Raw genomic sequence first — 17,750 nt, 5'->3', positions numbered from 1 at the left:
CTTCTCACCTCCTGTTGCTTAACCTGTATACTTGCTCTGGATTCGGCCGATTTTTTCAATCTTCTTTTCTACTAATATATTTGCGGCTTTATACGTTGGTATATCATGAGTTTTGGAGATTTTGTAGATTTTTTCGAGAATATCATAGATCATGCTCGCATTCTTGAACGCCCGGTCCTTGCTGTATTCATGAAGTTCATCCGCCACCTGGATCAATCCGCCCGCATTGGCCACATAGTCCGGGGCATAGAGGATGCCTTTCTTATGCAGCATGTCACCGTGGCGTTCTTCTGCCAACACATTATTCGCTGCTCCGGCAACTGCGAGGCACTTGAGTTTTGGGATCGTGATGTCATTGATAACGGCGCCCAGTGCATTTGGTGAAAATATGTCGCATTCTACGCTGTAAATATCAAGTGGTTCAACTGTTTCGATATCTGGGTATTGCTCCTTAACTTCTATGACATTCTCTTCAAAAATATCGGTGACAATTAGCTTCGCCCCTTCTTCATGAAGGTGGCCAACGAGAAAGCGGCCGACTTTTCCAAGGCCCTGGACCGCAATTTTCCGGTCCCTAAGTGAGTCCGTTCCAAAAATTTCTTTTGCCGTTGCCTTGATTGCCTTCCAAACACCGAATGCTGTAATTACAGCAGAATTCCCGCTGCCGCCATATTCTTCAGGCAACCCTACAAGATACGATGTTTGCTTTGATGCAGATACGAAATCCATGCCGACTGTACCAACATCCGTTCCGGTGTAAAATCGCCCCTTTAATGTTTCGATGAATGAGCCAAAAGCCTGGAAAAGCTCATCCGATTTTTCCGACTTAGGATCACCGATGATAACCGCTTTCCCGCCTCCATAGGTCACACCCGAAACGCCGCATTTATAGGTCATTCCTTTTGACAGTCGTAAAACATCTCGGAGCGCTTCTTCAGTCGATTCATAATCCCACATCCGGCATCCCCCTAGCGCAGGACCGAGCGTCGTATCATGGATGGCGACAATCGACTTCAATCCAGTTGCCTTGTCATAGTTGAAGATCACCTGTTCATGCCCCTCGTTTTTCATTTCTTCAAAAATATCCAGCACCATTTTCTGTTCTTCCGTTAGCAACACAAACATCCCCTCCCGTAATCGAACCTGGCAAAGCTGCGTCAGTGTAGGTAGTTTCCAGATCAATAAATAAATGTAAGCCCTTACATATTTTCATTATAAAGACTTTAACTGCTGCTTACGGTGATATATCTTACACTTCTATGGCAATTCAACTGGAAAAAATCAAGGATAATTTCCAGTTCGCCAATAAAATTATAAAATCGCCAATAAACCTGTGAACTCCGCCAATAAATTCATTTTTTCGCCAATAAAATGAAAATATCGCCAATAAAATCGAATTTCCGCCATTAAGTTGCTTCTGCTAAAGGATTTTCATTTAAAATAAACGATAATAAGAACCAAAGCAGCAACTTTGGTTCTTTTTACAGCAAAATTATTATTGAACACCTGGAAACCAGCCTGGTGTATTGACGATTGCCTGCCATAATGGATCCGGAACAACGAGTCGTGCCTGTGCACCCTGATCGATCTTTGTTTCGATTTCATTTTCACGGCCTGTTTCAACTTTTCCGACCCAATCTGGATCAATGATCAGTTCACGACCCAATGCGAGCAGTGGCACTCCTGTTCCAAATGCTTTGATAACATCTTCTGCGCTGTAAAGTGAGCCGACACCTATGACAGGAACTTTGCTTCCCACGCGCTCTTGGATGATTTCCATCCTTGAACGGTCATCATCGACACCTCTTCTTGGCTTTGACCAGAAATCATTTAAAGAAACATGCAAATAGTCTAAGTCTTTTTCAGCCAGGACATCAATTAGTTCCAATGTGTCAGCCATTGATATGCCCGGCTCCTCAGGTTCTTCCGGCGAAAACCTGTATCCGACAATAAACGGTTCCTTTGCATGCTTTGCGGTTACTCTTTTTACTTCATCCACAACCGCCAGCGGGAATGCCATCCTTTTCTCCAGGGACCCGCCCCATTGATCATCGCGTCTGTTTGAATGCGGCGAAAAGAATTGCTGAATCAAATAGCCGTTGGCTCCGTGGATCTCGACTCCATCAAAGCCTGCTTCAATTGCTCGGCGGGTTGTCTCGCCAAACGCAGCAATGATCTCTTCCACTTCTTCCCCAGTCAATGCTCTTGGTGCCTTCGCGCTGTTGCGTTCAGATTGAACATCGCTCGCACTGACGATATCCCCGTTTGGCACAAGCTCAGGAGGACACTCGCGGCCGCCATGGAAAATTTGCAGTACTGCTTTAGCACCTTCCCCTTTTATCGCAGAGGCGAGCTTCCTAAGGCTAGGGATCATTTCATCTGTATCAGCACCGAATTCACCCTGAAAACCTTTCCCATTTCGGGTTACATATGTACACGCAGTTAGCACCATGCTGACGCCTTTCGAACGGCGGGCGTAATATTTCACCTCTGCGTCCGTTACGGTTCCATCATCGTTCGACGAAAAATTGGTCATCGGCGCCATGACAAGTCTATTTTTCAGGTTAATCCCATTAGGGAACGTAAACGAATCAAATAATGGTTTATAATTTTCATTCATTGATGTAATCCTCCTTCTTTAGTATACGAAAGTGTAATAGCCTAAACTGTCTTCTGTTAAACATCCAGGTTAGTATTTGTATTCACCTCGAAAAAAAACAGTGAAAGTACATTAACTTTAGTTATGCATAACAACCAAATGAGCCATAAATAAAGACACTCTGCTACAGCAGAATGCCTTCGTTATTTTTGATAAGCAATTCTTCCATTGCTTCCACTGATAGAGGTCTGCTGAAATGATAGCCTTGTCCTATCATGCAGCCATTTTTCAGTAAAAATTCAACCTGCTCCTGTTCTTCTACACCTTCTGCAATAACACTAAATTTAAGATTGTGTCCCATGTCAATGATTGTCTTGACCATCGCTCCCTGGTTGGAGTGATGGATGATATCATCAACGAATGATTTGTCGATTTTGATTTTATCAATCGGAAAATGCTTCAGCAGACTTAACGATGAATATCCGGTTCCAAAATCGTCAATCGCGAGCGTTACGCCAAGCTCCTTCAGTTGATCCAGAATCATTGCTGTTTTCTCGCTGTTCTGCATGACACTCTCTGTGATTTCAAAATCTAGATAATTCGGTGCCAGCTGAGTATCGATTAGTACCCGCTTTACACAATCAATGAAAGTGTCTTCCTGCAGCTGGCGCACAGATATGTTCACTGACACCGGTATCGGGCTGTAGCCTTTCTTCTGCCACGCTTTGTTTTGCGCAGCCGCCTTTTCCAGCACCCATTTTCCTAGAGGAACGATCAATCCTGTTTCTTCGGCCATAGGGATGAATTCAGCTGGTGAAATGATGCCTTTCTCCGGATGCATCCAGCGTACAAGTGCCTCTACCCCGATGATTTTCCCTGTTTCCATATTCACCTGTGGCTGATAATGGAGCATAAGCTGGTTTTGCTCCAACGCTTTCCTTAGGCCATTCTCCAGCTCCATTTTTCGGGAGGAGAGTCCATGCAGCTTGTCAGTATAAAACTGGTAGTTGTTCTTCCCGCGATCTTTTGCGAGATACATCGCCGTATCAGCATGCTTGATCAGCGTTTCCTCATCCTGACCATCCTCTGGTGCCATGCTGATTCCAATGCTTGGGGTCACGAAGAACTCCTGGCCTTCGATGGTAATCCCTTCATTAAATTCATTAAGGATTCTTTCTGCGACTTCAACGACTTGTTCCTTCCCGAAATCCTTAAGTAAAATGATGAATTCATCACCGCCCTGGCGTGATACAAGCCCCTGCTGTTTGACCGCATTTTTCAACCTGGTGGCAACAACCTTTAACAATAGGTCGCCAACACGGTGACCTTTCGTATCATTGATAATCTTGAAACGGTCGAGATCAAGAAAGAGTACTGCGAGATTCCCTTTGCCGTTTGATAGTGCACTATTCAGGTGCTTCCTGACCATATTCCGATTCGGCAGCCCGGTAAGAACGTCATAATAGGCCATATATTTGATGGTTTTTTCCGCCTTCTTGCGCTGCGTCAGATCACGGCCAACAATTTGTTCAGCCATTCTTCCTTCATATAAAATCGGCATCGCGGACATTTCGACATCAATTTTTTGTCCGTCTATCTGTGTTGCTTTAAATTCGAACCACAATTTTTCCTCAAAATTCTCATCTATTGTTAATTCACGATTTTTTATACGAGCCAGTACATCAGAAGGAATAAGCTTGGATATCGGCTGTCCGATTAATTCCTCTGGACTTTTCGCCTTGAACAACTTGCAGCCGGCTTCATTGATATAATCCAGCTTTCCTCTGCTGTATACAGCAATCAAATCGGGCGACATTTCCACTAGGCTGCGATAGCGTCCTTCACTTTCCTGCCGGTCGGTTATATCGAAAAGGACGCTGGTAAAATCAACGAAATTTCCGTTTTCATCTATGACCGGAATGCCTCTATCCTGGATCCAGCGCACCTCTCCATCAGGACGAATGATTCGATACACACTGGTGACTGCTTCTCCTTTTGAAAATCCATCTCCCCTGTCAGCTAAGATTTGCAGATCCTCAGGGTGGATGACTTTTTTCCAGAGGGTGTTGTCATGATAAAATTCTTCAGACGAATGACCGTATAATTTTTCGATCCCAGATGTAATCAGCAATGTGTCTGTCTTAAGGTCATGTGACCAGATCGCGACATCCAGAGTATCAAAAATGCTTTTCAGCCTTTTTTTATGTCCTTCTAAATCCTCTGCTGTATTTTTCACCGCTTTGAATACCCGGAAGACCAATGCGATAAAAACAAAGGAGACAGCCAGATCAATCAAATAGCCAACACCTTCACTTATGGGAAAATAAAATGAAGTCAGCCAATCAATTAACTCCGCGAACAGAAGAAAAAATATGATAGATAATCCGGTGTATCTTTGTATCTTTCCGTCACTGCCCATTCAAACATTTCCCCCTGTGCCAAGCTGCATGATTGTCTAATAAGAAAAGCGCAAGCGCCTTGGTCAGCCCCGACTAGCGCTGGAGGGCCTGACAGTGAAGTCGTTCTTTGACTTCATTGGCAGGACCGAAGCGATTCGAGGGGCTAGGCGCAGGAGCTAGACACTAATCTAAGTGTAAAAAGTTTATACTTTATAATTAAAAATACTAAATATTCCTTTATTAACATAACAAACATACTAGGCCTCGTACAACGGAATTATTCCATATGGCCCATTAAATTGATGAATTTTGTCATTTTTTAACCTGGCAAACATGGGGACACATCAAAGAGCGATCCCCAGCACAGTTGATAATTCGCGCTTTTTCTCGTTCAAATAGATGTGGTCAAGGTCCTTCAACTCGTTTGAATCGAACTTTTCCATGCTGTAGATATACAGCTCCCAAATGCTTTTCTTCAAGGAATCGTCGGCTGTTTTTCCGATCAAAAGAAAAGCGTCGATGAGAGCTGTAAGAATGGAAAAGTCCTGACTCCCATAATGGACAATTTGGTAAAAGGATAAATATAGGATATCCATTGTCCGCTTTTGTTTCCCTATTATCCTCGGCTGCATATCTTCATCATAATAGGCTATATAGCGTCCATTCGAACGGACACGGCAAAGATGGGACAAGGCCATGCCCAAATAGGAAATACAGACTCTTGCCGTGTTTGGGTCATTAATTCCTGGGGAGATGGCCCTCAAGGCAACCTCCACAATCTTCTGAAGCGCAAATTCTGGATCCTGGATCGATGACCGCTCTTTCCCCAGCTTCAAGTATTGATTCAGGACGGCATCAATATTCTCATCGAGTTCACCGCTATGATGGACTCTGAAGGCAATGCTGTCCTCTGTCAGAAAATCACCGTTCAAGAAGTTGGCTTCAACCCCAAGTGCGTTTTGGGATGCATATTTCAATAATCCCTGATAGTCTGTCAGCTGGACATAACCGTATCCTCTGCATTTTACATCCCGGACGAACTCATAGGTGAAACCAGCATCTTTTCTGTCGTCTATTACGTTCGTGTAGTCACTTTCCAATGTATCTTCCTGTCTCTTAATGACCTTTAATGCACCCTCAGTAATCTCCCGAATCAGCGTGCTCACCTGGACGGAGGTTGCGACATTATGTATAAAATAGGCGAAGAATGCGAGGCAAATGAAGGCAATGAAGACTCCAACCGTAGCTGAGATCACCTGGCTCTCATACCAAGTATCACTCATGAACAGCAGCGACAGGATCGAGTAGACGAAGCCGCCCATAAAGATTCCGAGCACCCGCATCGTCACAGGATCCTCGACGAAGTTACTCAGCGTTCTCGGTGAAAATTGGGATGAGTATGTAGTCAGCACGACCATGATCGTCGAAAAGGTGATCGTCGTCATCGTCAGCAGCGCCCCAGAAATCGAACCTAAAATCGTCTGCGCCAAATCAACATTAGTCAGCAAAAACGAAGGGACTATTCCCTGTGCCAGCTCATTATGATCGATATAAATCACGGCCAACGCCAGCAGGAATGCAAGTACACTATAAATAACCGGCCTCAGCCACATACTTTCCCTTATTCGTAAAACAGTTTTTTTCAACAAACTTCCCAGCCCCTTAAGTTACCAACTCTTTCCTTACTTATTTAGACCATTAAGGGGATGTTTAATCCTTTCTATTTTATTTAATAGGGATCCTACTACTTTACTATAGGCTCTTTTCGTTAATTTTATTGCTCGAACATCAAAAGCGTCCAGTGGTACTAGGAGCTGGACGCAGTTTATATTACTGCATATAGTTAACAATAAAAAGCATCAAAGAAGCCGTTCTCTTCTTTGATGCTTTTCCTTTATCCTTCCAAAATTTCTTTCAGGTTTCTTAGGTCCTTCATATTTGCCTTTTTCATCATCGATGCCATGAAAGGTGAGACCAGTTTTGAAAACCCTGATGGCTCTCCCTGGTTCCTCAGTGTCATCCGTGTTGTGTTTGCATCAACTGCCTCCCATGTGTATGTCGTCTTCATCGGAAATGGCCCTTCTGAGGTTTGCATGACCATTTTCCTTCCTGGAACATACTCAACGATCTCATAAATATAAGCAAGTTCCCGGCCGAGGAATTTTGCCTTAAACGCAATCTTTGAACCAAGATTCAATGGTTTCTCTGTTAGCCATTCAGCACTATCAATATTCACATACCATTCTGGAGCGTTGTCAGGATTCGCTGCATATTCTGAAACCCTTTCAACCGGGGATTTAATTTCTATCTTTGTCAGGACGTCTACCAATATAATTCCTCCATGCCCAAGCATTTTTTTACATTATAATATAATTCTTACAGAAATCGTCTATCTGCCTGCAGTTTATTATTGCAGACAGCAGGAAAGCTTGAAAATAAACCCGCAGTGGAATATTCTTAAATGTATACTTCATATTTAAGGATGGGATTACCCTGCGTATCAATAAATTCATCAGCGAAACTGGTAAAACGTCAAGACGCGGCGCGGACCGGCTCATTGAGGAAGGGCGCGTGTCGATCAATGGAAAGGTTGCGAAAATCGGCAGCCAGGTTGAGCCTGGAGATGTCGTTCGCCTGAATGGCGAAGAAATCCGGATGGCACAAAACTATGTATATATTGCTTTGAATAAACCTGTCGGGATTACAAGCACAACGGAAAGGCATGTGAAGGGCAACATCATCGACCTTGTCAATCACCCACTGCGGATTTTCAACATCGGACGACTTGATAAGGATTCCGAAGGCTTGATCCTGCTAACAAATGACGGAGATATCGTCAATGAAATCCTTCGCGCCGAAAACAAGCATGAAAAGGAATATATCGTTTCCGTGGACAAGCCGATTACTCCAGAATTCATCAAGGCGATGTCAGAAGGCGTAAGGATTCTTGGCACAAAAACGCTTCCAGCAAAGGTCGTCCAATTATCAAAATACGAGTTCAATATCATCCTTACACAAGGATTGAACAGGCAAATCCGCCGGATGTGTGAAACTCTTGGATACCAGGTCGTCAGGCTGCAGCGCATCAGAATCATGAACATCCACCTTGGAAACCTGCCAATTGGTCAATGGCGTGACCTGACAAAGAAAGAAAAAAGGCAGCTTTTCAGCGACTTGAATTACGAGCCTAAAGAATGGTAAAAGGGTGAGCACCTGACGCTCATCCTTTTTTCTATTATCTCCATATTCGCATTGGCTGTTCCTTTAATTCATTACACTGGCAGATACTAATGAAGTATGATGTAATAATCACATAACGGTCACTGATTGGAGTTTTTCAAATGAACAAAAATAATACGAGGAACCCATTAAGCGAAGAAGAGCTTACCACAATTTTGCTCGCTGCTAATGAAATCATTATGTATGGCGGGAAAGGCCTGCTTGGTAAGATTCTTTCAGGCTCAAAAGATAAGAGGATTTATACAGCTGACCTCCATCATTCCCCTATGTACGGCGCATTTTCGGACGTGAAACAAAAGGAAGTCATGGAGAAGGTTGAATGGGTGTTAGCTAATGGCTACCTGACAACAGACGAAAAGCTCTCCCTGCTTATGTATACAGACAAAGGCTGGGACTTTGTTAAAGATGAACTGGCAGAGAGTATCTACACCGAGTTCGCTCTGGCTGCTGAGTTTGGGAGATATGAGTATGTGATTTCATCCTTGCTCAGCATCCGGAATTAAAGATGGATTTACTCGATCTCATTGAAGAGAGGGACAGCAAGGAACTGATCGACATCCTGATTGAATGGCTGGAGCTTGAGAATTTCAAACCTATTCCAGAAAGGATACGCGAAGTCCTACAGAAACTGGATAAAGGAAATTCGCGCAAACCGCAGAACACGGATGAATCGAGCCCTTTTGAGGCAAATAAAAAATGGCTTATGATTCCTTCTGATGTTCGTCAGCTGCTCGTCCGGAACGTTTTTTGCGGACATTGCATGGACACCGTGCAAATCGAGAAATATGTCATCAAGGGGTTCCGCGACAGTGTTGTGCTTGAAGGAAAATGCAAAAACTGCGGCAATGACGTAGTACGAGTTATTGATTAATGGTACCTGGTTTAATCCAGGTATTCTTTTTGGGCGAAAGTAGTTTGTATACAAATTATATATACACAAAATAATTTTCGTGATAGAATCTTAATAAGGTTAATTAGGAGGACGTACTCATGGATATGTCTATGGATAAAGCAATCGGTTCTGCTTCTGTTCGGTTGAGCAAGAAGCTTACACGAATCATTAACTATTACTTAAAGCCTTACCGTATTACGACTGAACAGTGGAGTGTCCTGCGCACTTTAAATGAATTTGATGAGGTTTCACAAAAAGAACTATCGATACGCTCAGATAAGGACCAGGCAACACTGACGAAAATTCTCGACCTTCTTGTAAAACAAGAGAATGTAGAAAGGCTCGCCAATCCTCTGGACCGCCGTTCCTTTTTGGTGAAAATTACTCCGAAGGGCACAAACCTTGTAGAAGAAGTGACTCCTTACCTTGAGGAAATCTTTATGAAGATCACAGACGGAATTGATGAGGAAAGGCTCGCAATGTTCAGAGAGGTTTTACTTACAATGGAAGACAATATCGAAAAACTTTTGGAGGAAAACAATTAGAAAGAAGGCAAGATGATGAACAAAACATCCAAGTTGTGGACAACACAGTTTACGGCCATTGTTATAATGGCTTTTTTATTTTTCCTATGCCTGCAGCTGCTGACTGCCGGCTTCCCCGCTTTTATTACAGACATTAAAAACAATCCTGCCCAGGGCGGCTTGATGACAACAGTATTCATGGTTTCCGCCATCGCCACCCGTCCATTTGTCGCTAGCTTAATGCAGAAGATGGACAATAAGAAACTAAGCCTCATATCTCTTGTGTTTATAGCGATTTCCGTTGGCTTGAGTTTCGGCCAGGATTCTGTGCCAATTTTGCTTCTGCTTAGAGTTTTTCATGGAGTTGGTTTCGGGATCATCACAACCATTTTCTCTACGATGGCTACGAATATCATCCCTGCCCATCGTCTTGGTGAGGGAATTGGCTATTACGGAATGGCAACAAGTGTGGGGACAAGTCTTGGTCCGATGCTTGCGCTGGCATTGCTACAATACTTTGCTTTCAACATGTTAATCCTTCTTTCAGTTGGATTGACTCTGCTTACTTTGCTCCTGAATATCCTTGTAAAAAGTCCGCAAAAACCAGCTAAAGCAGCTGTCCGAAAAGTCAATTTCAGAGAGCATGCATTTGACCGGCATGCCTTTACACCAGCAATCCTTACCGCATTCTTCTCCATCACGCTCGGCGGAGTTGTGAGTTTCCTCCGTGAATTAGGAAAAGAAGCGAACCTTGGGGCAACAATTTCATTGTTCTTCCTTGTCCTAACAATTGTCATGGTCATGATTCGGCCTGTCTCAGGAAGGTTGTACGATAAATACGGGCATAGAATGATCATCTACCCTGCAGTCATCTCAGGAATCATTGGACTAACGCTTTTAGCCCTCACTCAAAACACATTGACTCTATTAATGGCTGCTGTTTTTTACGGAATAGCATATGGAACAGTAGCGCCTACTCTACAAGCCCTTGCTGTGAGCGCAGTATCAAAGGAGAAACAAGGAACCGCGAATGCCATGTACTTCTCGTCGATGGACTTAGGAATGGCTCTCGGATCTGCCGGACTCGGCCTGTTGGCTTCCTATACCAGTTACCACTTCATATACGGATTCTCGATCATTTTCCTTATCGGGCTGCTGCTCGCTTACACCTTGATTTTTGTTGTAAAAAAGAAGCCAAAAGAACATTACATGGAAGCTTCTCAAGAAATTCGAACTTAAAAAACACGGTGGAACCTTCTCCGCCGTGTTTTTTGTCTTTTTATCAGGATTACCAGACACGCTATTCCTGATTTGGTTTTATTCCTGAATCAGGGCTTCTTTTTCCTCAAAAGCTCAATATATTCCTTAATTCCACCTGTTTATTCTTTGTTCTCCCGCCTGACATCATGCCTGCTGATATACAACCACATCGCGATATAAGTCAGGAAGAGCAAAACGAGAAACACAGGTGCTGACAATACATTCTGTATCAACAAATTAAGCCACCTCTTTTTACTTTGCCAGTTTTCGTAAAGATTGTTGTTAAAATCCTAAAGCCGATTTTAACGTAATATATACCCATTTTGCAGGTCGGTATGAAGTTCCATGCTCTTTTCTCATTACTTTACGAAGGAATATAGGTAATTCAATCCAATTGTGCTCAATAGCAACAAAGTTTGAAAAAGAGCCTTTACTTTAGGCTGTCCAGCGGGAACGGAAAAAATAAATAGAATATGACCGCTAGCGGAATTGAAATGATCCAAGCGATCACCGGTTTACGATAGTGTATCCACAGAACCACAAACAAAATCAAATTCAGCCAGATGTTGTGCCAGCTATTCCAGCCATTGTCGTATACATACATTCCCCTGTGAGCGAACAGAGCCTCAATGATTGTGTAAAAGGCTACCCATATGCCGACATAGATGGACTGGTTCCTTCTTGTTGATGGAAAACGCTGCAGATAAATCATCAATCCAACCGGACAAATGAAAAAGGTGAATGCGATATTGATGATCGAGTGGTTCAGCCAATCAGCTGTTATTCCGCGGAATGCCCATAGAGTGTGATTATAGTAAAGTGTGTTGTAGAGCAGGTTCACCATCATAAAAAATAGAATGGTTGAGTATTGCTTTTTCCATTGTGACCAATCAACAAATTTATAAGCGAAAAAAATCCAGACTGCTATAACCAATAATAGATACATGCTTCTCTCTCCCCAAAAATACTGATTTTATCAGTTATTTCCAGCAAAAAAGTTTTTATACAACAACAAAAAGCGCAAGCGCCTCGTTCAGCCCCGACAAGCGCTGGAGGGCCGCCCAATGAAGTCGTTCTTTGACTTCAATGGGCGGATCGAAGCGACTCGAGGGGCTAGGCGCTGGAGCTGGATTAAGAAAACCACATGCAGTTATCCACACCTAAATAATTTTATAATTTCCTGGTTAACAATTCAAAAAGACCTGATACTGAATAGTCAGGTCTCACTAGAAGGTTAGTTATCTCGAAACAATAGAAAGGACATTGAGGAGTTTTCTCTGTTTCCGATAAAGCTCCTGCGCTTCTTCTATGGTGATTTCAGCAAACCGGATTTTTGTTCCAGGCATCGCCTGTGCAAGCAGAGAAAGGTCGACAGAAATCACTGTGGCAATCCTGGCGTAGCCGCCTGTCGTCTGTCGTTCTGACATCAAAATGATTGGCTGCCCGTTAGAAGGCACCTGGATTCCTCCTGCCGGAATGGCATCAGAAATAATATCAGCACCCTCAATGTGCCCAAGTTCTGGTCCTTCAAGGCGATAACCCATTCTGTTTGATTGCGGTGATATCGTATATTCATTTGATAAAAATCGCTTTATAGCATCAGGATGAAATTTTTCCAGATGGGGGCCGAGAATCACCCGTATTTCAAGCTGGGCATTATATTCAGGTATAAATTCTTTATGTAAAAAGCGATTTTTCCGGACAAAAGGCCTTCCCTTTACAATATCCCCTGCATCTAGTGCCCGGCCGTTAAAACCGCCCATCGCGCCATTGATAAACGTGGACTTGCTGCCTAGCACGAGCGGGACATCAATTCCGCCGGCAAAGCCAATGTACGCCCTTGCCCCGCTTTCCACTTTACCAAATGACAGAATATCTCCTTTTCTTAAAACGAAACTTTTCCACATCGATACAACCTTATTGTTCACCGTTGGCTGAAGATTTCCTCCGCAAATGGCAATCGACACATCCTTCAATGCTTCAAGACTCGGTCCCATCATCGTAGCTTCCAGCCCTGCTTCATGAAGAGGATTCCCGACCAGGAGATTGGCCATTTGCAAAGAATAGGGATCCATCGCTCCTGAAGGGCTGATGCCATACTGCTGATAACCTGTTCTCCCTAGATCCTGTACTGTTGTCTGCAGGCCCGCCTTAAGGACTTTAAACAAGGGTTCCGTCATATAGAATCCCAGCCTCTGCCGACTTCTACTTGTTCGGCCTTTAATGCCTCTTTTAACTTCACTGCAAAATCAAGGGCCTGTGGTTCATCTCCATGGATGCAAATGGTATCTGCCTTGATTTCAATCTCTGTCCCGTCAACTGCCTCAACTCTTCCTTCACGTACCATCCTGATCACTCTTTTTATTGCTAAGTCAGGATCGTGGATGATCGCGTTGGTCTCCGAACGCGGTGTCAGCGAACCATCAGGCTGATAGGTTCGATCTGCAAACACTTCATGCGCCACCTGCAGGCCTTTTTCCTCTCCCGCTTTCACAAGCCAGCTGCCTGCAAGACCGAATAAAACAAGTGTTGAATCGGCATCTGCCACTGCCCCCGCAACGGCGTCGGCGATTGCTTTATCTTTTCCAGCCATATTGTACAATGCGCCATGCGGCTTAACATGTTCGACTTTTGTGCCACAAGACTTCGCTATCGCAGCAAGAGCGCCAATCTGGTATATAGTCAGATTGTAAATTTCCTCCGCACTCATCTTCATTTCTCTCCTGCCGAAACCATGCAAGTCAGGAAAGCCAGGATGCGCACCAATCTTCACTCCAAATGCTTTTGCCATTTTCACCGTTTCCATCATGACATTATGATCACCGGCATGATACCCACAGGCGATGTTGGCAGAAGTGATATGCTTTAACACTTCCTTGTCATTGCCAATTCTAAATAATCCGTAGCTTTCACCTAAATCACAATTAAGATCGACACTCAACACTTTACCTCACCTCTTTTCAATCCTTTTCACCTCGTATGTATCACCCATTTTTTTTATCGTTAAAAATTGCTCCTCACTGATTGGTACAAATTTAATATATTGACCGGAACTGAACAGGAATGGCTCCTCCTTCTCCGGAGAGAACAAGGTAACAGGAGTGGTACCAATGATCCTCCATCCTGAAGGAACATCAGCAGGATAAATACCTGTCTGATTCCCGCCAATCCCGACAGCACCGGGCATCACACTCTGCCTTGGCTTCTCGAGCCTCGGCACAGCCAGCTTTTCAGGCAAGCCACCGAGATACGGAAACCCAGGCATGAATCCCATCATATAGATGAGGTATTCCCTGTTTGCATGAATATTGATGACTTCCTGCTTCTCCAGGCCATGATAATCAGCGACATAAGCCAAATCCACGCCCCATTCTCCGCCATAACAGACTGGTATTTCATAGACGAACTTCCTGTCTGATTTAGAATCCCCGGGAGACAGGCTGACTTTTTCAAGCTCAGCTTTGAGAGATTCATAGGCGATCATCTCAGGTTGGTAATAAATCGTTAGAGATGTATAGGCAGGCACCCATTCTGTGATGCCTCTAACCTTTTCTTTTTCCAGCTTGCTGACGAAGAGCTGTATTTGCCTGTTCGTTTTTTCATTAATTTCATTACCAAATGACAAAACTACAGCCACATCACCCAGCGGCGAGATTATAAACTCCATCCCTTCTCTCCTTTTAAAAATGCCAGACAAGTTTCATCTGGCATCCTCTCTTATTGTCGTACTCCAACCGTGGCACATGTTTCAACAATTACCTTCAGTGCTTGGGCCATTGTTTCCTGGGGCAATGACGGCAGTGAGGGATTCAGGGCTGACATTTTCGTCGATGCAGGAAAATGGATAAATCCAGCCTTGATGTGCAGATTATTTTTTCGAATATGATTTAAAACAGCATATAAGGTATTATTGCAAATAAATGTACCGGCACTGTTTGACACAGCTGCAGGAATGTTCAGTTCCTTCAGATTCTTCTCGATCAGACGGTTGGGCAAGGTGGCAAACAAGCCATCCGGTCCATCCTCATCGATCATTTCATCTGTTGGGATCTTGCCTTTATTATCTGGATAAGGATCACCAGAACCCGTATCCTTCACATTGATTCCGATCCGCTCCGGAGTAATCGCCGTCCTGCCTGCTGCCAGACCGCAGGAGATCACCACATCCGGCTGGATAGCATCCATCTTTTTTATTAATTCTTCCGCGCACTCATCATAATTGACCGGCAATAGAATCGTTGAGATTTCCACATTCTCAATCTCAAAGCTTTCTGCTTCCAACAACAATTCCTCAGTAGGATTGATTTTCATTTTTCCAAACGGCTCAAAGCCGGATATTAGAACCTTCATTTAACAGACCTCGTTTCAGGGATAAACTTAAAATTGGATGTATTAAAAATTTTACTATAGTTAACTATGGATATATAGCTTTTAAACTCGTAAAATTGGCTTTAGTTTTAATATTCTAATAAGTATTGGGTGATGAAGTGGAAATTGAATATGGCAAAGCAACGGAAAGTGAATTGGAAGAGATTTTTAGCATGGCGGGTGTGAATAGGTCCGAGGCTACAGGCATACAAGCGGATAATAATAAAGAAGAGATGATAGCATCTTATGAGAATTCCCTGGACCATGGGGCTTATTTTCTCGTTGCGAGAACTCATGAGTCTTTGGTTGGCTGGGTGCTGGTGGACCGGAGCCTGGATTGGTTCACGCATAAGGAGATCGGCTGGATCAGTGATGTATATGTAAAACAGGAGTTCAGACAGCAGGGCGTCGCAAAATCCTTGATTGAGCAAAGTCTGGTCGAATTCAAACACCTCGGCTATGACGATGTACGCTTGAATGTATTTTCTTTTAATGAAAAAGCGATTTCCTTATATGAGAAATTAGGCTTTAAGGATGTCAACAAATTTATGAGGGTAGAAATATAGGGAAGAATCACCCATCCTATTGTAAATAAACCTAAGTAAATATTCCTGAATAATTTTATAAATCCCTTACTCTCTCTATACAAAATTGAAATAGGGGCTAAACATTTCTCCGTTAATCTATCACTGTTACATAAATCATGCAGAGGAGATGGAGAAATGAAAAAAACATTAATCGGAACTGGAGTTGCCTTAACCCTTATGCTTAGTCCTTTTCAGCAGGTCTTTGCTGCTGAACCCACCACTGGAGAATTGAGACAGTTTGATACTATTGCACACCGCGGGGCTGCAGGATATGCACCGGAAAACACAATCGCTGCATTTGATAAGGGCTTGGAAATGAAGGCGGATTACATTGAAATCGATGTCCAGCGCAGCAAAGATGGCGAATTGGTCGTGATTCATGACACTACTGTAGATCGAACAACAGATGGTACTGGCCGTGTTGGTGATTTGACGCTAGAAGAGCTGCGAATTCTGGATGCCGGAAGCTTCAAAGGAGAGCAGTTTTCCGGTGAAAAGATTCCTACCTTTGAAGAGGTACTCGACCGCTATCACGGAAAAATTGGCATTTTAATAGAATTAAAAGCACCTCAGCTCTATCCCGGAATCGAAGAAGCTGTGGCAAAGGAATTGACGGAAAGAAACCTGGACACGCCGCAAAATGACAAGATTATTATCCAATCTTTTAACTTTGAATCCATGAAAAAGATGGATGCATTGCTTCCAAAAGTACCAATTGGTGTCTTAACCTATTCAAGTCTCCATACAACAGACGTTGCCCTTCAAGAATTCGCAAAATACGCTGATTTGTTCAATCCCAGTTATGGACTCGTTTCAAAGGAACTGGTCGATAAAGTACACAGTCTTGGAATGGAGATTCAATCTTGGACAGTAAGAAGTCCTGAAGCAGCACAATTCCTTATTGATATGAAGGTAGATGGCATTATTACAGATTATCCCGATTATGTCGATCCGCGCAAATAAGTTAGAAACCTGTCCTGATTAGGACAGGTTTTTTAGTTCACATTTATATATTTAATAAATAAATTAATTATATTAATTTTATTTAAAATAAATATTTACATTTTTAATTATTACATATAATATATACCTAAACACAACTGAAAGGAGGCAGTCATGGCATATCCTGTATTAACGAACTGTCCTGTTTGCAGCCAAACCCTTAAAATTACAAAGCTAAAATGCAATCACTGTGATACAACCATTGAAAATGAATTCGAACTATCAAGGCTTGCTTCTTTAACAAAGGAACAGCTTCAGTTTGTTGAAACCTTCCTTGTATCCCGCGGAAATATTAAAGAAGTGGAAAAAGAACTCGGCATTTCCTATCCGACCGTCCGGGGAAAGCTTAACGATATTATCACTGCCCTTGGATATGACACTCAAAAGAAAAATGAGCTCGATGAGAAGAAAATCGTTACGATGCTGGAGAAGGGTGAAATTTCTCCAGAAGATGCGATCAAACTTTTAAAAGGTGAATAGGGGGAATTATGATGAGTGAAGAAATTACAAAGATTTTAACAATGGTACAAGAAGGAAAAATTGATTCCGAAAAAGGTGCCCAGCTGATTGCCATACTCAAGGAAAAAGAAACGCCTGCATTGCCTAACAAACAAAATAAATACTTAGATAAAACATTAAAAATCCGGGTTGTATCCAAGGAGAATGACAATGTGAACGTCAATGTGCCGATCAAGCTCGTAAAAGCACTTCTCAAAACGGGTCACAGCATCGCTGCAGGCATCCCTCAATCCCAGCAATACGTCAAGGATCTTGATATCAACATGCTGATCGATGCAATCGAAAATGAGCTGGATGGAAACATCGTTGACATCCAATCAGCAAACGGCGATACAGTTAAAGTCGTCATTGAGTAAAACG

At 43.0% G+C, this 17,750-nt stretch carries 19 protein-coding genes; 9 read left to right on the top strand and 10 right to left on the bottom strand.

The features are described 5' to 3' along the window. Positions 1–18 precede the first annotated feature (18 nt). From AC0VX7_RS05045 to AC0VX7_RS05025, 5 genes are all read right to left on the bottom strand, one after another. Positions 19–1,119 carry a Glu/Leu/Phe/Val family dehydrogenase gene (locus AC0VX7_RS05045; RefSeq protein ID WP_475426953.1) on the bottom strand — a complete coding sequence of 367 codons (1,101 nt, stop codon included), beginning with the start codon at positions 1,117–1,119 and terminating at the stop codon, positions 19–21. A 376-nt stretch (positions 1,120–1,495) separates the two neighbouring features. After that, positions 1,496–2,620 (bottom strand): NADH-dependent flavin oxidoreductase, encoded by a 1,125-nt coding sequence (locus tag AC0VX7_RS05040; protein ID WP_475426952.1) that lies wholly within the window; start codon positions 2,618–2,620, stop codon positions 1,496–1,498. A gap of 163 nt (positions 2,621–2,783) precedes the next feature. Next, on the bottom strand, positions 2,784–5,018 hold the full coding sequence (locus AC0VX7_RS05035; protein WP_475426951.1) for a sensor domain-containing protein: 2,235 nt from the start codon (positions 5,016–5,018) through the stop codon (positions 2,784–2,786). 324 nt (positions 5,019–5,342) lie between these two features. Next, positions 5,343–6,647, bottom strand: a complete 1,305-nt coding sequence (locus AC0VX7_RS05030; protein ID WP_475426950.1) for a DUF2254 domain-containing protein — start codon at positions 6,645–6,647, stop codon at positions 5,343–5,345. Between the two features lie 245 nt (positions 6,648–6,892). Beyond that, on the bottom strand, positions 6,893–7,327 hold the full coding sequence (locus tag AC0VX7_RS05025) for an SRPBCC family protein (RefSeq protein WP_475426949.1): 435 nt from the start codon (positions 7,325–7,327) through the stop codon (positions 6,893–6,895). A gap of 164 nt (positions 7,328–7,491) precedes the next feature. Between AC0VX7_RS05025 and rluF the strand changes: the two genes are divergently transcribed. The 5 genes from rluF to AC0VX7_RS05000 all read left to right on the top strand — a co-directional run bounded on the left by rluF (position 7,492) and on the right by AC0VX7_RS05000 (position 10,893). Next, positions 7,492–8,199 (top strand): 23S rRNA pseudouridine(2604) synthase RluF, encoded by a 708-nt coding sequence (gene rluF, locus AC0VX7_RS05020; RefSeq protein WP_041965900.1) that lies wholly within the window; start codon positions 7,492–7,494, stop codon positions 8,197–8,199. A gap of 140 nt (positions 8,200–8,339) precedes the next feature. Next, positions 8,340–8,741, top strand: a complete 402-nt coding sequence (locus AC0VX7_RS05015; protein WP_475426948.1) for an RQC domain-containing protein — start codon at positions 8,340–8,342, stop codon at positions 8,739–8,741. Between the two features lie 2 nt (positions 8,742–8,743). Next, complete coding sequence (locus AC0VX7_RS05010) at positions 8,744–9,109, top strand: hypothetical protein (protein ID WP_475426947.1); 366 nt, start codon at positions 8,744–8,746, stop codon at positions 9,107–9,109. 119 nt (positions 9,110–9,228) lie between these two features. Further along, positions 9,229–9,675, top strand: coding sequence for a MarR family winged helix-turn-helix transcriptional regulator (locus tag AC0VX7_RS05005; RefSeq protein ID WP_475426946.1), 447 nt, complete (start codon positions 9,229–9,231; stop codon positions 9,673–9,675). 12 nt (positions 9,676–9,687) lie between these two features. Then, positions 9,688–10,893, top strand: coding sequence for an MFS transporter (locus AC0VX7_RS05000; RefSeq protein ID WP_475426945.1), 1,206 nt, complete (start codon positions 9,688–9,690; stop codon positions 10,891–10,893). 451 nt (positions 10,894–11,344) lie between these two features. Here the strand turns inward: AC0VX7_RS05000 and AC0VX7_RS04995 are convergent, their stop codons facing one another. The 5 genes from AC0VX7_RS04995 to AC0VX7_RS04975 all read right to left on the bottom strand — a co-directional run bounded on the left by AC0VX7_RS04995 (position 11,345) and on the right by AC0VX7_RS04975 (position 15,264). Next, on the bottom strand, positions 11,345–11,860 hold the full coding sequence (locus AC0VX7_RS04995; RefSeq protein WP_475426944.1) for a CBO0543 family protein: 516 nt from the start codon (positions 11,858–11,860) through the stop codon (positions 11,345–11,347). 292 nt (positions 11,861–12,152) lie between these two features. Next, positions 12,153–13,094, bottom strand: coding sequence for a 5-oxoprolinase subunit C family protein (locus AC0VX7_RS04990; protein WP_475426943.1), 942 nt, complete (start codon positions 13,092–13,094; stop codon positions 12,153–12,155). Beyond that, positions 13,091–13,858, bottom strand: a complete 768-nt coding sequence (locus AC0VX7_RS04985; protein ID WP_475426942.1) for a LamB/YcsF family protein — start codon at positions 13,856–13,858, stop codon at positions 13,091–13,093. The genes AC0VX7_RS04990 and AC0VX7_RS04985 overlap by 4 nt, the downstream gene beginning before the upstream one ends. A gap of 6 nt (positions 13,859–13,864) precedes the next feature. Beyond that, complete coding sequence (pxpB, locus tag AC0VX7_RS04980; RefSeq protein WP_475426941.1) at positions 13,865–14,581, bottom strand: 5-oxoprolinase subunit PxpB; 717 nt, start codon at positions 14,579–14,581, stop codon at positions 13,865–13,867. A gap of 50 nt (positions 14,582–14,631) precedes the next feature. Further along, positions 14,632–15,264 (bottom strand): pyroglutamyl-peptidase I, encoded by a 633-nt coding sequence (locus AC0VX7_RS04975; RefSeq protein WP_475426940.1) that lies wholly within the window; start codon positions 15,262–15,264, stop codon positions 14,632–14,634. Positions 15,265–15,401: 137 nt separating this feature from the next. Between AC0VX7_RS04975 and AC0VX7_RS04970 the strand changes: the two genes are divergently transcribed. The 4 genes from AC0VX7_RS04970 (at position 15,402) to AC0VX7_RS04955 (ending at position 17,746) form a co-directional block, all read left to right on the top strand. Further along, positions 15,402–15,848, top strand: a complete 447-nt coding sequence (locus AC0VX7_RS04970; RefSeq protein ID WP_475426939.1) for an N-acetyltransferase family protein — start codon at positions 15,402–15,404, stop codon at positions 15,846–15,848. Positions 15,849–16,004: 156 nt separating this feature from the next. Further along, positions 16,005–16,832, top strand: coding sequence for a glycerophosphodiester phosphodiesterase (locus tag AC0VX7_RS04965; protein ID WP_475426938.1), 828 nt, complete (start codon positions 16,005–16,007; stop codon positions 16,830–16,832). Positions 16,833–16,985: 153 nt separating this feature from the next. Continuing rightward, entirely contained in the window at positions 16,986–17,351 is a 366-nt protein-coding gene (locus tag AC0VX7_RS04960; RefSeq protein WP_475426937.1) for a DUF2089 family protein, read from the top strand. Between the two features lie 11 nt (positions 17,352–17,362). Then, the gene (locus AC0VX7_RS04955; protein ID WP_475428084.1) at positions 17,363–17,746 is read left to right on the top strand and encodes an SHOCT-like domain-containing protein; all 384 of its coding nucleotides are present in this window, start codon (positions 17,363–17,365) and stop codon (positions 17,744–17,746) included. The last annotated feature ends 4 nt before the right edge of the window (positions 17,747–17,750 follow it).

The organism is Mesobacillus sp. QJM3NY_10 (assembly GCF_056173465.1).
This window is presented reverse-complemented; position numbering and strand designations above follow the sequence as displayed.

Bases quoted from the DNA above. Each gene is read 5' to 3' on its own strand.
- AC0VX7_RS05015 (WP_475426948.1), top strand. From the start codon at position 8,340: ATGAACAAAAATAATACGAGGAACCCATTAAGCGAAGAAGAGCTTACC.
- AC0VX7_RS05035 (WP_475426951.1), bottom strand. From the start codon at position 5,018: ATGGGCAGTGACGGAAAGATACAAAGATACACCGGATTATCTATCATA.
- AC0VX7_RS04975 (WP_475426940.1), bottom strand. From the start codon at position 15,264: ATGAAGGTTCTAATATCCGGCTTTGAGCCGTTTGGAAAAATGAAAATC.
- AC0VX7_RS04965 (WP_475426938.1), top strand. From the start codon at position 16,005: ATGAAAAAAACATTAATCGGAACTGGAGTTGCCTTAACCCTTATGCTT.
- AC0VX7_RS04960 (WP_475426937.1), top strand. From the start codon at position 16,986: ATGGCATATCCTGTATTAACGAACTGTCCTGTTTGCAGCCAAACCCTT.
- AC0VX7_RS04995 (WP_475426944.1), bottom strand. From the start codon at position 11,860: ATGTATCTATTATTGGTTATAGCAGTCTGGATTTTTTTCGCTTATAAA.
- AC0VX7_RS05000 (WP_475426945.1), top strand. From the start codon at position 9,688: ATGATGAACAAAACATCCAAGTTGTGGACAACACAGTTTACGGCCATT.
- AC0VX7_RS05010 (WP_475426947.1), top strand. From the start codon at position 8,744: ATGGATTTACTCGATCTCATTGAAGAGAGGGACAGCAAGGAACTGATC.
- AC0VX7_RS04955 (WP_475428084.1), top strand. From the start codon at position 17,363: ATGAGTGAAGAAATTACAAAGATTTTAACAATGGTACAAGAAGGAAAA.
- AC0VX7_RS05040 (WP_475426952.1), bottom strand. From the start codon at position 2,620: ATGAATGAAAATTATAAACCATTATTTGATTCGTTTACGTTCCCTAAT.
- pxpB (WP_475426941.1), bottom strand. From the start codon at position 14,581: ATGGAGTTTATAATCTCGCCGCTGGGTGATGTGGCTGTAGTTTTGTCA.
- AC0VX7_RS05005 (WP_475426946.1), top strand. From the start codon at position 9,229: ATGGATATGTCTATGGATAAAGCAATCGGTTCTGCTTCTGTTCGGTTG.
- AC0VX7_RS04990 (WP_475426943.1), bottom strand. From the start codon at position 13,094: ATGACGGAACCCTTGTTTAAAGTCCTTAAGGCGGGCCTGCAGACAACA.